Origin of the sequence: Intrasporangium oryzae NRRL B-24470, from assembly GCF_000576595.1 — a bacterium.
In the GTDB taxonomy this organism is placed as follows: Bacteria; Actinomycetota; Actinomycetes; order Actinomycetales; family Dermatophilaceae; genus Intrasporangium_C; species Intrasporangium_C oryzae.
The window spans coordinates 1-12,924 of sequence record NZ_AWSA01000078.1 but is presented as its reverse complement, the minus strand read 5'-3'; the positions used below and the strand labels follow the sequence as shown (position 1 = coordinate 12,924).

The window sequence follows — 12,924 nt, the reverse complement described above, 5'->3', positions numbered from 1 at the left end:
GGGCCGCCGGGACCGCGCGGCACGGCATACGTCGGGGTCGCCCGCGTGTGCCGCTCCCGCCGCCGCTCAACGGCTGGACCGCGTCGCGCGACGCGCCGAGCCCACCCGCGGAGACGTTCCGCGACTGGTGGGCGCGCACCCGCGGGGAGCAGCCATGAGCGCGCGCGACGAGGTCCTAGCCCGGATCCGCGGCGCCCTCGGTGACGGACCGCCCGCTCCCGAGGTGCCGCGTGACTACCGGACGGGCGGCGATCACCCTGCCGGGTCTGCGGCGCTCGTGGAGCTGCTCGTCGACCGGCTCGAGGACTACCGCGCCCTCGTGGTTCGTGTCGACGGTGACGCGGCAAGCATCGGCGCAGCCGTCTCGAAGGCGCTCTCCGACCAGGAGATTCGCGAGACCATCGCGGCGAGTGGCGTGCCGGGCGAGTGGGTGGCCGACGCACCGGGTCTTCGCGTGGACGACGGCAGCCTGACGCCCCGGGAGCTCGATGTCGTCGGCGCGGTCGTCACGGGCTCCGTCGTGGCGGTCGCCGAGACCGGGACGATCGTCCTCGACGGGTCACCCCTCTGCGGTCGGCGGGCGATCACGCTCGTGCCCGACACTCATGTCTGCGTCGTCCGCCACGAGGACGTCGTGGGAAGCGTCCCGGAGGGGCTGGCCCGCCTCGACCCGGCACGCCCCCTCACGTTCATCAGCGGGCCCTCGGCCACGAGCGACATCGAGCTGAGCCGAGTCGAGGGCGTGCACGGGCCGCGCACCCTCGTCGTCGTCGTGGCCGGCGGATCCGAGCCCCTCGGCAGCCAGAAAGGGGGACCAAGGACCCGTGCCGGCGGGCAGGCTCGGCGGGAGCATGAGGCGTGACAACCACGACGTCCCCCGACCTGTCGGCACTGGTCGACCGGTGGGTCAAGCAGGGGATCATCAACCCGGACCAGGCCGCCAGGATTCGCAACGACCTCGAAGGGTTCCCCGAGCCAGTCGCAGGACCGACCGCAGGGCCGGTGCCGCCGGCCGAGGTCGTCGCGCGGGAGCCCGCCACCACTCCGTCGGCGCTACCGGACGTCGCCTCGAGGGCAGACCTTCGGGCGGCCCGGGCGACGGGTCCGTCCATCGTCGTGGAGGCGCTCGCCTACTTCGGCGGCGTCATCGCCGTCGTCGCCCTCGGCCTGATCATGGGCACCCTCTGGGAGTCGATGTCGTTCGCCGCCCGGGCGGCGTTCGCGGGTGTCGTCTGCCTCGCCCTCCTCGGGGCGGGCCTCGCCATTCCCGCGCAGCGCTCCGAGGCGGGCTACCGTCTCCGCGCGGTCCTCTGGGCCGGCGGGACGTTCGCCTTCGCCGCGACGACGGCCCTCGTGACCTCCGAGGGGCTGCACTGGGGTGACGGGATCCGGGTCGCCATCGCGACCGCGGCGCTGACGACCGTCGTCGCCGCCGTCCTCTGGCGGCTGCACCCCACGCCACTGCAGCACGCGATCACGTTCGCGGCCGGCCTCGTCACCGTCGCGACCGTCGTGGCGAACTGGGCGGACCCCGACTTCTGGCCCGCCGCGCTCGCCGTCTGGGTGGTGTCGCTCGTCTGGGCCGTGCTGTCGCACTTCGAGGTCATCCGTCCCCCGGCGGTCGGTCTCATCGTCGGCAGCGCCGGACTCGTCGTCGGCTCGATGATGCTCCAGGAGCAGAGCTGGGGCAGCTTCGTCGCCATCGGGACCATCGTGGCGATCGTCGGCGTGGCGGTCCTCCAGCGGCGGATGTCCCTGCTCGCCATCGGCGCGGTCGGGACCTTCTCGGTCGTCCCTCGGGCGATGGAGACGTGGTTCCCCGGCGTGCTCGCCGCTGCGATCGCCCTGCTCGTCGCGGGCCTCGGCCTCGTCGGAGTGGCCGTCTACATCGCCCGGCACGGTCGACGCTGAGCCCGCCCAGCGGCATACAGCTCCCGTGTGCCGCTGGGTCGGTCGACCACGCCGCCGCCGCAGTATGCCGCTGGGCCGCGTCGGCGGCCCCCGCGCGGTCCCGCTCGGGCGGGGTCAGCCCAGGTGGCCGCGGACGGAGGCGTGACCTTTGAGCAGGTTGCGGGCGATCGTGCGGCGCTGGATCTCGTCGGTGCCCTCGTAGATGCGCAGGAGCCGCAGCTCTCGGTACCACCGCTCGACGGGCAGCTCGCGGGTGTAGCCCATGCCGCCGTGCATCTGCAGGACCCGGTCGACGATCTCGTTGGCCTTGACCCCGCCGAAGAGCTTGGCCATCGACTGGCCCTGCCGCGAGTCGAGCCCCCGGTCGACCTGCCAGGCCGCCGCGAGGACGAGCCAGCGCAGCGCCTCGATCTCGACGGCCGAGTCGGCGATCATCCACTGGATGGCCTGCCGCTCGGCGATCGGCTGCCCGAAGGTGACGCGGTTGCGCGCGTGCTCCATCCCCATCTCGACGAGGCGCTCGCACGAGCCGAGAGCTCGCGCCGGGAGCATGTAACGGCCCTTGCCGATCCAGCGCATCGCGAGCTCGAAGCCGCGCCCCTCCTCGCCGAGGATCGCCGAGTGCGGGACGCGGACGTCCTCGAAGACGAGCGCGGCCGGGCCCCACTCGCCCATCGTGTCGATCGGCGAGCTGCGCCAGCCGAGCTCGCGGTCGACGAGGAAGCAGGTGACGCCGCCGTCGGCGCCCTTCTCCTTGTCGGTCACGGCGAAGACCATGACGAAGTCGGCCTCGTTGCCACCGGTGATGAAGGTCTTCTCGCCGTTGATGACCCACTCGTCGCCCTCGCGGCGGGCGCTCGTGCGGATGGCGCGGGCGTCCGAGCCCGCGCCCGGCTCGGTGATGGCGAAGCACGAGCGCCGGTCGCCGTTGATCGTCGGGACGAGATAGCGCTCCTGCTGCTCCTCCGTCGCGGAGAAGAGGATGTTGTCGGCCTCGCCCGCGAACCGGAACGGCACGAACGACCGGCCGAGCTCGACCTCGATGAGCGCGGCGGAGACCGCACCGAGGCCCATCCCGCCATGGCTCTCGGGCGTCTGGATGCCGAAGAAGCCGGCGGCCTTGGCGGTGTCCTGGAGGGCCTTCAGGGCCTCGGGAGGCAGGCCGTGCTCGTGCCGGCGCTCGCGCTCGAGCACCTCCGGCTCGAGCGGGAGGATCTCCTTGCGAACGAAGGTGCGCACCCAGTCACGGATCTCGCGGTCCTCGGGCGACAGGTCGAAGTCCATGTCTGGGGTCCTCTCGTGGAGTCAGTGGGTCGGGTGGGTGTGCTTGCGCAGCTCGGCCTTGGCGAGCGCGTTCTTGTGCACCTCGTCGGGCCCGTCGGCGAACCGGAGCGTCCGGATGCCGGCGAAGGCCGCCGCCAGCTCGTGGTCCTGGCTGAGGCCGCCCGCGCCGTGGGCCTGGATGGCCTTGTCGAGGATCCACTCGACGGTCTTGGGTGTCGCGATCTTGATCGCCTGGATCTCCGTGTGGGCGCCCTTGTTGCCGACGGTGTCCATGAGCCAGGCCGTCTTGAGGACGAGCAGGCGCAGCTGCTCGATCCGCACCCGGGACTCGGCGATCCAGTCCCGCACGACGCCCTGGTCGCTCAGCGGGCGCCCGAAGGCGACCCGGCCGGAGACGCGGCGGCACATCGCCTCGACGGCGACCTCGGCGATGCCGATCGAGCGCATGCAGTGGTGGATGCGCCCCGGGCCGAGACGGGCCTGGGCGATGGCGAAGCCGCTGCCCTCGTCTCCGATGAGGTTGTCGACCGGGACCCGGACGTCGGTGAAGGTCAGCTCGGCGTGGCCGCCGTGGTCGCGGTCGTCGTAGCCGAACACCTCCATCCCGCGGACGATCTCGAGGCCGGGGGTGTCGCGCGGCACGAGGACCATCGACTGCTGGCGGTGCCGGTCGGCCGAGGGGTCGGTCTTGCCCATGACGATGAAGATCGCGCACTCGGGGTTCATCGCCCCGGTGATCCACCACTTGCGGCCGTTGATGACGTACTCGTCACCCTCGCGGCGGATGCTCGTCTCGATGTTGGTCGCGTCGCTGCTCGCGACGTCCGGCTCGGTCATGGCGAAGGCCGAGCGGATCTCGCCGCGGAGGAGGGGGCGCAGCCACCGCTCCCGCTGCTCGTCGGTGCCGAAGGCCGCGAGGACCTCCATGTTGCCCGTGTCGGGGGCGGCGCAGTTGAGCACGGCCGGGGCGAGGCGGACCGACCGGCCGGTGATCTCGGCGAGCGGGGCGTACTGGAGGTTGGTCAGCCCGGCGCCGTGCTCGCCCGGGAGGAAGAGGTTCCACAGGCCGAGGTCGCGCGCCTCTCGACGGAGGTCCGCGAGCACCGGGACGGTGCTCCAGGCCCAGGGGTCCTCGAGCGCGGACACCTGCTCGTCGAACGTCGCGAGGGACGGCTCGATCCGCTCGTCCATGAACCCGAGGAGCTCCTGTCGCAGCTCCTCCGTGCGTGCGTCGAATGCGAAGTCCATCAGTTCTCCTTGAGTGCCCGGAGACCGGCCGCCACGAGTGGCGCGGTCGCCTGCCCGATCGTCGCGAAGCCCTCGCCGACGGTCTGGCCCTGGATGTAGCGGTAGTGGATCCCCTCGAGGATGACGGCCAGCTTGAAGTAGGCGAGGCCGAGGTGGAACGAGAGGCTGGACAGGTCGCGGCCGCTCCCGGCGGCATACCGCCCGAGGCGCTCGTCGTGCGAGAGGTAGCCGGGCGCGCGCGACACGTCGGAGACGGCCACGGTGTCCATCATGAGCGGCAGGGACTGGTAGGCCTCGAGGAGGGCGACGTCGGTGAGCGGGTCGCCGATCGTGGCCATCTCCCAGTCGAGGACGGCGGTCACGGCGTCGGTGTCGTCGACGAGGAGGTTGTCGAGGCGGAAGTCGCCATGGACGATCGCGGGCGCCCCCTGCTCGGGCACCGACGCGGCGAGGCGCGCGTGGAGCTCGTCGATGCCTGGCAGGTCGCGGCTGCGCGAGGCGTCGAGCTGCTGCTTCCAGCGGCGGACCTGCCGCTCGAGGAACCCCTCCGGGCGCCCGAAGTCCCCGAGCCCGACCGCCTCGGGGTCGACGGCGTGGAGGGCGACGAGCGTGTCGACCATTCGCTCGCTGATCGCCCGCGTCCGCTGCGGCCCAAGGGGCTCGAGCTGCGCGGCGAGCCGGTAGGGCGTGCCGGCGACGCGCTCCATGACGTAGAAGGGGGCGCCGATGACGTCGTCGCCCGGGCACACGGCATACGTCTCGGGGACGGGCACCGGCGTGTCGTGCAGGGCCGAGATGACCCGGTGCTCGCGGACCATGTCGTGGGCCGTCGCGAGGACGTGGCCGAGCGGCGGGCGGCGCACGATGACCGTGCGCCGCCCGTCGCCGACGACATAGGTGAGGTTGGACTTGCCGCCCGCGATGACCCGCGCCTCGAGCGGGCCGGTCAGCAGGCCGGGCGCCTCCCGTCCGAGGAAGTCCCCGAGCGGCGCGAGCGGGAGCCCGGGCGGGTCGCTGCCGCGGTCCGTCGGCAGGGGTTCGCGGGCGGCGTCGGTCACGGCGTCAGTCCTTCGGCCCGCCGGCGACGTAGATGACCTGGCCGGAGACGAAGCCTGCGCCCTCGCTCGCGAGGAACGACGCCGTCGCCGCGATGTCCTCGGGCTGGCCGACGCGGCCGACCGGGATCTCCTTGGCCGCGCCCTCGAGGAACTGCTCGAAGGTGATGCCCATCCGCTCGGCCGTCGCCCGGGTCATGTCCGTGGCGATGAAGCCCGGCGCGATGGCGTTGGCCGTGACCCCGAACTTGCCGAGCTCGATGGCGAGGGTCTTGGTGAAGCCCTGCAGCCCCGCCTTGGCGGCGGAGTAGTTCGCCTGGCCGCGGTTGCCGAGCGCGGACGTCGAGCTGAGGTTGATGATCCGCCCCCACTTCGCGTCGATCATGTGCTTCTGGGCCGCACGGGTCATGAGGAACGAGCCACGGAGGTGGACGTTCATGACGGCGTCCCAGTCGTCGGCGCTCATCTTGAAGAGCATGTTGTCGCGGATGATCCCGGCGTTGTTGACGAGGACCGTCGGCGCGCCGAGCTCGCCGGCGACCCGGTCGACCGCGGCCTGGACGCCCGCCTCGTCAGAGACGTCGACCCCGACCGCGAGCGCCCGCCCGCCGGCGGCCTCGATCTCGGAGACGACCGCGGCACAGGCGGACTCGTCGAGGTCGAGGACGGCCACGGCATACCCGTCGGAGGCCAGGCGCTTGGCGACCGCGGCGCCGATGCCGCGGGCGGCTCCGGTGACGATTGCGGTGCGGGTCGGGGTGGGCTGGTCGGTCACGGTGTCTCCTGCTGGTCGTCGTGCTGGATGTCGTCTTCAGTGTGGGGCTGCGTGTGGGGCTGCGTGTGGGGCAGCTCGTCGTGGGGGGCGTGGCGGGGCGCGGAGGCGGGCGGGGCGCCCTGCAGGTCGAGGCGCTGCTGCATCCTGTTCATACCCGAGAGCCAGGCGTCGGGGTGGGTGACGCGGGCGATCGCGTAGTCACGCACCTCCGGGTGGGGCAGGACGAGGAAGTCGTCGCCCTGGAGTGCCTGCCAGACCGCCTCTGCCACGTCGTCCGCCGAGACGACGGGGTCGCGCGTGAGGAGCGTCTTGAGGGGCCCGGACTCCTCGAGCATCCGCGTCGCGACGCCCTGGGGGCAGATCGCCTGGACGACAATGCCGCGGTGTCGGTATGTCGCGCTCAGCCACTCGGCGAAGGCGACGGCGCCGTGCTTGGTCACCGAGTAGGGGGCGTCGCCGAGCATCGTCAACAGGCCTGCGGCCGACGCGGTGACGACGAGGCGGCCGGAGCCGCGCTCGAGCCAGCCCGGCACGAGGGCGCGCGCCGCGCGGACGTGCGCCAGGAGGTTGACGTCGAGGACGCGGGCCCACTCCTCGTCGGTGGCCTCGATGCCGGAGAGGGTGCCGATGCCGGCGTTGGCGAAGAAGACGTCGATCCGCCCGAGGCGTGCCGTCGCCGCGTCGACGAGGGCGCGCACGCCGGCGTCGCTCGCAGCGTCACCGGGCACGGCGTCGGCTCCGATCTCGGCCGCGACCGTCGCGAGCTCGGAGGCGTCGACGTCGTTGACGACGACCCGCCAGCCCTCGCGCACCAGACGGGCCGCGATGGCGCGGCCGATGCCGCGCGCGGCCCCCGTGACGACGGCGGTGGTGACGGCGGTGGTGACGGCGGTCGCGACGTCAGTCGCGACGTCGGTCGCGACGTCGGTGGTGACCTCGGTGTCGGCCAATGGACGCTCCTGCTGTCGAGGGACTAAGCGCTTGCTTACCTTGACGACTCCCGGCGTCCACGTCAAGTGCCCACGGCCCCCGATCTCGGGGCCTGCGGGGCCGGCGCCCCGCGAGTAGGGTCGGCTCCATGACGACCGGAGCCTCCCGGCGGGTCGGCACCACCCTCCTCGGCGTTGTCGGCCTCGTCGGCGCCGCGGCGGTCGCCGTCCGCCTCTCCCCGTGGCCCTCCGCACTGCTCATCCGCGCCGTCTTCGACCGCGGTGCGGCCAGGACGAGTGCCGCCCTCGAGGCGCACGTCCCCCGCAGCCTCTCCGAGGTCATCGACGAGTCGTATGCCGCTGACGACCCCGACGCGCGCCTCGACGTCTTCGCGCCGGGCGGGCTCCAGGACGGGGAAGCACGGCCGACCATCGTCTGGATCCACGGGGGCGCGTTCATCTCCGGCGCCAAGGGCGACATCGCCAACTACCTGCGCGTCCTGGCCGGGCACGGCTACACGACCGTCGGCGTCGACTACTCGATCTCCCCGGAGGCGCGGTACCCGCGGGCGCTCGAGCAGGTCAACCGCGCCCTCGGCCACGTCACCCGCAATGCCACGCGGCTGCACGTCGACCCGTCGCGGATCGTCCTCGCCGGCGACTCGGCCGGGTCCCACCTCGCCGCACAGGTGGCGGCCCTCACGACCGACCCGTCCTACGCGCGGCTCGTCGGCATCCCGCCGTCCCTCGCCCCTGAGCAGCTCGCCGGCAACCTCCTCTTCTGCGGGCCCTACGACTTCGACCTCGCCAAGGGCTCTTCGCGGCTCGGCGGGTGGTTCCTCGACACGGCGCTGTGGTCCTACAGCGGCATCAAGGACCACGCCTCCGACGACCGCTTCCAACGGGCCTCGATCGCCCACCACCTCTCCCCCGACTTCCCTCCGACCTTCCTCTCGGCGGGCAACGCCGACCCGCTGCTCCAGCACAGCCTCGAGCTGGCGGACCGGCTCGCAGAGCTCGGCGTCGACCACGAGACGCTCTTCTTCCCGGCCGAGCACGAGCCGAGGCTCCCGCACGAGTACCAGTTCGACCTCGACTCGGACGCCGGGCGTCTCGCCCTCGACCGGGCGCTCGCCTTCCTCGAGCGGCTGACGGCAACGAGGGCACGGGTCGTCCCCTGACCCGAGTGCCGGCACGACGTGACCGGTTCGGCGTGACCGGGTGCGGACTCCGACCCGGTGCGGATCCCGGGCGCGAGTGGTCGGGTGTGGGCGCTCGGGGGCAGGATCGGGGGCATGCTCCTCTCCGACGTCGTCGAGACCTCGCGGGCCGTGGCAGCCACCGCCTCCCGCACGGCCAAGGTCGAGGCGCTCGCCGCGTGCCTGACCCGCGCCGCCGCCGAGGGCCCCGACGCCGTCGAGATCGTCGCTGCGCACCTCGCCGGCGTGCTCCCCCAGCGGCGCATCGGGGTCAGCTGGCGCGGACTCCAGAGCCTGCCCGATCCCGCCGCCTCGCCGAGCCTGACGGTCGAGGAGGTCGACTCGGCCGCGACGACGATCGCCGCCTTCACCGGGCCCGGGTCGGCCGCGGCTCGGTCCGCGGCCATCAGTGCCCTCTTCGAGCAGGCCACGGCCGACGAGCAGCGCTGGCTCCGCGGGCTCATCACCGGCGAGACCCGCCAGGGCGCCGGCGACGGGGTCATGCTCCAGGCCATCGCCAGGGCGGCCGACGTCCCCGACGCCGCGGTGCGCCGAGCCGTCATGCTCGCCGGGTTCGCCGGACCGGTCGCCCGCGCCGCGCTGACCGGCGGGGTTGCCGCCCTCGACGAGATCACGCTCGAGGTCGGCCGGCCCCTCCGTCCGATGCTCGCCGGCTCGGCCCCGGACGTGGCCGGTGCCCTCGCCACGCTGGGAGGCGACGTCGTCGTGGAGACCAAGCTCGACGGCATACGCCTGCAGGCCCATGTCGACAACCGCACGAGCCCGGGGAGTGTGCGCCTCTTCACCCGGACGCTCGACGAGGTGACCGAGCGCCTCCCGGAGATCACCGAGGGGCTGGCGCGTCTGCCCATCGGGACAGCCGTGCTCGACGGCGAGGTCATCGCCGTGGGGCCCGACGGGCGTCCCCAGCCGTTCCAGGTCACGGGCGCGCGCACGGCCAGCAGCGCCGACGTCGCGCGGCTGCGCGAGGAGGTGCCCCTGACGCCCTACTTCTTCGACCTGCTCCACCTCGACGGCGCCGACCTGGTCGACGAGCCGGCCCGCACGCGGTGGGAGCGGCTCGCGGCGACCGTCCCCGGGGCGTGGCTCGTCCCCCGCGTCGCCACCGACGACCCCGCCGCCGCGCAGGCGTTCTTCGACGACCTCGTCGCCGCCGGCCACGAAGGGGTCGTCGTCAAGGACCCCGACCTGCCGTATGCCGCGGGCCGCCGCGGTCCGGGGTGGGTCAAGGTCAAGCCCCGGCACACGCTCGACCTCGTCGTCCTCGCCGTCGAGTGGGGCAGCGGGCGACGGAAGGGCTGGCTGTCCAACATCCACCTCGGCGCGCGAGACGCCGAGACGGGTGAGCTCGTCATGCTCGGCAAGACCTTGGACAGCGAAGAGTCACGTACCGAGTTCGTCCCCGTAGGCAAGACCTTCAAGGGACTCACCGACGCGATGCTCCAGTGGCAGACGGAGAGGTTCCTCGAACTGGAGACCCGCCGCGAGGGTCACGTCGTCCACGTCCGACCCGAGCAACTCGTGGAGGTGGCATTTGACGGCGTCCAGCGGTCCACACGCTACCCCGGCGGCCTCGCGCTCAGGTTCGCCCGCGTCCTCCGCTACCGGGACGACAAGCCGACGAGTGAGGCTGACACGATCCAGAGCTTGCAGGCGCTACTGCCCTGACGCTGGCTCGGAGTCAGAGCAGCGTTGGCTGGCCGTCCCGCCCCGAGTCCTCCTCTCCAACCACGACGTCCTCAACCTCCACTTCCCCAACCTCCACTTCCCCAACCTCGACGTCCTCACCCTCGACGTCCTCACCCTCGACGACGGCGAGGTCGCGGCGCTCGTAGCCTTCGCGGACCGGTACGTGCTCGGTGATGGGAGTCTTCGCGAGGACGTACTCGATCATCTCGATCATGAATCTGTCGGGACGCAGATCCGGAGGAACGCGGTCGAGCAGCACGTCGACCGTTCGCTGGGTCACGGGCAAGGTCTCGTCCCAGTCGACCAAGCAGAGTCCGGTAGAGGTGTATCCCTGCCCGGGAGCATGCGACCGAAGCTTGCGCATCATGTCGACCGTGCGCTCGAAGACGTCGGGCTCGCTCGTGAGGATTGTCGCGCGTTGCAGGAAGAAGAAGCCCACCGCCGTTAACGGGTAGCGGCTCGTCAAGTTGGCGGCGTCGCCCACTGCCTCCTCGAATCGGTTCGGCAGGTTCTTCCCGAAGGAACTGAGCTGCGCCTTGGTGCTCGCGAGGAGTTCAGGACCGCGGTCCCACCGGGCGATCACGACGTCTACCTGCTTGTTGTACGCGCGGCCGAGCACGACGGCGTTCGTCGGCGTCACTGCTGGAATCTCGTTTGCGCGTTGGCGGACGATGTCCCTGACGTTCAGGCCCCTGAAGCCGGTGACGCGGGTTGGCAGAGCCTCGATTAAGGCCATGACTTCGCGCGTCATGACGCGGGGACGCTCGCTGCGAGGCCAGGTCTCCTGATCACGGAAACCCGAGCGGCGTAGTTCGTACGAGAGCCACAGGTCGATGCCCTTGGGGAAGATCCCGTCTTCGCTGGCCGCGCCGTGGCGCACCGCTGAGGTCAGAAGGTCCGCGAGGACGTTGAACGCGGGCGCGTAGGTAGGCGTGCCACCGGCGGCGTGAGTCCACGGGTCGTCAACAGGGGCAGCCGAGAGGACTTGGTCGTAGACCGCCTGCATGGCATCTGGCTTGCGAGGCACCGTCAGAGACCGCCCTGCTTGATGCCGCGTGCCGTACGGCGCGCGGTGAGTTCGGCACGAGCCTCACGGATTTCCCGGAGTTCGGTCACCCTGACGCCCAGCTCACCCACGAGGAGGACTTCGTCGACGAGGTGGGTTGCCTCCAACAGCCGTCCAGATCGCAGATGACGAGTCACCTTGGGCCGGAGACGTGAGAGGGCCTTCTTGGCGGCCATGACGGTCGGCGCCGAGGGGACGGGTAGGCGATCAGCCTCGCGTGGCTCGATCTTGAGCATCCCTCCGCCGTACGCTCGCCCGACCGTCTCGGCGCCCAAGAGAGTCACCGAGTTCAGCGAGGCAAGGGGCAGGAGGTCACGGCCGAGTGTCTTGTGCTGCGTCTTGAGGTAGATGCCGTGAACTGAGTTCAGGTTGTGAACTCCGGCGCGGTTCGTCGTGAGACGCGGCGTGTCCGCGTTCATGTACGTGAGCAGGAGGTCCGCCGGGGGGACCAGTGGAACGCGCCACCATGGCTTGCGAACGCGGCACTTGTACGCCTCGCTCACCCCGGTCGCATCACCGGCTGCGATGTAGGCCAAGGCCGCCTCTGAGGGCTCTCCATTCGACGGCCGAAACAGCCACCCGGCGGAGCCGCCTCGAAGCATCTCCTCATGGGCGGATGTGGTGAAGGTGAGCCCGCGAAGGTGGGTTGAGCCCGGAGGAGACAAGGGGAGCAACTCGGCGCGCGGGATGCCCAACTCGGCGACGCGGGCGTCCGTGAGGGCGAAGTAGTGGTTGTTGCCCGTGACCATTCCAAGGGTGGTATCGCCCCACTCCTCCAGGTCCGTGAAGCCGTCGCCCGACACGAGGGTCGTATACGCGTCGAACGCGGCGTGGGGAAGGAGGGACGGCGTCCACTTGTCCGCCGAGTTGACGGGCGTCCAGCGGCGAGCCACGAGCAGTTCTTCCAGATCCGCGGCAGAGCGAGCCTGATATACGAAGCAGTGGTCGGTGCCGCCGTCATCGAACCCGTCCGCCATGAGGAGGACGACCTCTTCCAGGACGCCCGGGAACACTCGCTCCTCGAAGAGCACGAGGTCGACGCGTGTGAAGCGCTCCATGAGGAACTGGCGCACCCCCGCGGCGTAGTTGACGCTGAGGAGCTCGGCCGGGAGCACGAGGCCCAGACGTCCGCCCTTGCGGAGGAACATCGCCGAGTGGAGCGTGAAGGACGCCCACGACGACGCGAGGGCCGTTAGGGAGACGCCTGCTCGCAGGGCGGCAGCCCGCGAGAGGCGGCGCGACTCGCCGGAGAAATCTTGATACCGGACATAGGGCGGGTTGCCGATCACCGCGTCATATGTGGACGTCGGTTCGACCGTGAAGAAGTCGCCCGTCTGAATGGTGGTCTCGTAGCCGGCCATGCGGACGTGGGACTCGGCAGACACGGCGGACGCGGCGTGGAGTTCGACGCCGTCGAGGTGCCCCGAGAACTCCTGACCGGTCTCCGCGGTTAGCCGGTCGAGGCGCTCGGCCGCCGCCAGAAGGAAGGCCGCCTCGCCACACGAGGGCTCCAGCACCTTGTCCGACACTGAACGGACAGCCCACTCGGAGATGAACCGCGCGATCTCCTCGGGCGTGAAGAAGGCCCCTCGCGCCTTCCGAAGGGCTGCTGTGTCCTCGATCTGTTCGGCGCTCACGGGCCCATCTTGGACCAGTGCGCCAACAACCATAGTGAGGGGGCACGCGACAGGCCGGGCCATGCGGCTCGGCGCCCCATAAACGCAACAAGGCCCCGCCACCCTCGCGG

12 protein-coding genes are annotated in these 12,924 nt (G+C 71.5%); 5 read left to right on the top strand and 7 right to left on the bottom strand.

Translation table 11 applies throughout. The features are described from left to right. Positions 1-47 precede the first annotated feature (47 nt). The 3 genes from N865_RS23785 to N865_RS20485 are packed head-to-tail and all read left to right on the top strand — an operon-like array spanning position 48 to position 1,911. The gene (locus N865_RS23785) at positions 48-158 is read left to right on the top strand and encodes a lactate utilisation protein LutB domain-containing protein (protein ID WP_281173527.1); all 111 of its coding nucleotides are present in this window, start codon (positions 48-50) and stop codon (positions 156-158) included. Continuing rightward, complete coding sequence (locus N865_RS20490; RefSeq protein WP_084328430.1) at positions 155-862, top strand: LutC/YkgG family protein; 708 nt, start codon at positions 155-157, stop codon at positions 860-862. The genes N865_RS23785 and N865_RS20490 overlap by 4 nt, the downstream gene beginning before the upstream one ends. Further along, positions 859-1,911 carry a hypothetical protein gene (locus tag N865_RS20485; protein WP_034810106.1) on the top strand — a complete coding sequence of 351 codons (1,053 nt, stop codon included), beginning with the start codon at positions 859-861 and terminating at the stop codon, positions 1,909-1,911. Before N865_RS20490 ends, N865_RS20485 begins: the two co-directional genes overlap by 4 nt. 114 nt (positions 1,912-2,025) lie before the next feature. On the opposite strand, the gene N865_RS20480 is transcribed toward N865_RS20485, so the two are convergent. From N865_RS20480 to N865_RS20460, 5 genes are read right to left on the bottom strand one after another with little or no spacing between them, the layout of a single operon-like run. Next, a complete protein-coding gene (locus tag N865_RS20480; protein ID WP_034810105.1) occupies positions 2,026-3,195 on the bottom strand; it encodes an acyl-CoA dehydrogenase family protein in 1,170 nt (389 codons plus the stop codon). 21 nt (positions 3,196-3,216) lie between these two features. Next, positions 3,217-4,443 (bottom strand): acyl-CoA dehydrogenase family protein, encoded by a 1,227-nt coding sequence (locus N865_RS20475; protein ID WP_034810104.1) that lies wholly within the window; start codon positions 4,441-4,443, stop codon positions 3,217-3,219. Next, positions 4,443-5,501 (bottom strand): phosphotransferase family protein, encoded by a 1,059-nt coding sequence (locus tag N865_RS20470; RefSeq protein ID WP_084328429.1) that lies wholly within the window; start codon positions 5,499-5,501, stop codon positions 4,443-4,445. The genes N865_RS20475 and N865_RS20470 overlap by 1 nt, the downstream gene beginning before the upstream one ends. 4 nt (positions 5,502-5,505) lie before the next feature. After that, positions 5,506-6,273, bottom strand: coding sequence for a 3-oxoacyl-ACP reductase FabG (gene fabG / locus N865_RS20465; RefSeq protein WP_034810103.1), 768 nt, complete (start codon positions 6,271-6,273; stop codon positions 5,506-5,508). Further along, entirely contained in the window at positions 6,270-7,223 is a 954-nt protein-coding gene (locus tag N865_RS20460; RefSeq protein WP_084328428.1) for an SDR family oxidoreductase, read from the bottom strand. Before N865_RS20460 ends, fabG begins: the two co-directional genes overlap by 4 nt. A gap of 128 nt (positions 7,224-7,351) precedes the next feature. Between N865_RS20460 and N865_RS20455 the strand changes: the two genes are divergently transcribed. Then, positions 7,352-8,383: an alpha/beta hydrolase gene (locus N865_RS20455; protein ID WP_034810102.1), complete on the top strand. Its 1,032-nt coding sequence runs from the start codon at positions 7,352-7,354 to the stop codon at positions 8,381-8,383. A gap of 114 nt (positions 8,384-8,497) precedes the next feature. Beyond that, entirely contained in the window at positions 8,498-10,090 is a 1,593-nt protein-coding gene (locus N865_RS20450) for an ATP-dependent DNA ligase (RefSeq protein ID WP_034810101.1), read from the top strand. Between the two features lie 13 nt (positions 10,091-10,103). Here N865_RS20450 and N865_RS20445 read toward each other — a convergent pair whose 3' ends face one another. After that, positions 10,104-11,117, bottom strand: a complete 1,014-nt coding sequence (locus N865_RS20445) for a hypothetical protein (RefSeq protein ID WP_211244940.1) — start codon at positions 11,115-11,117, stop codon at positions 10,104-10,106. A 23-nt stretch (positions 11,118-11,140) separates the two neighbouring features. Then, a complete protein-coding gene (locus N865_RS20440; protein ID WP_034810107.1) occupies positions 11,141-12,814 on the bottom strand; it encodes an N-6 DNA methylase in 1,674 nt (557 codons plus the stop codon). Between the last annotated feature and the right edge of the window lie 110 nt (positions 12,815-12,924).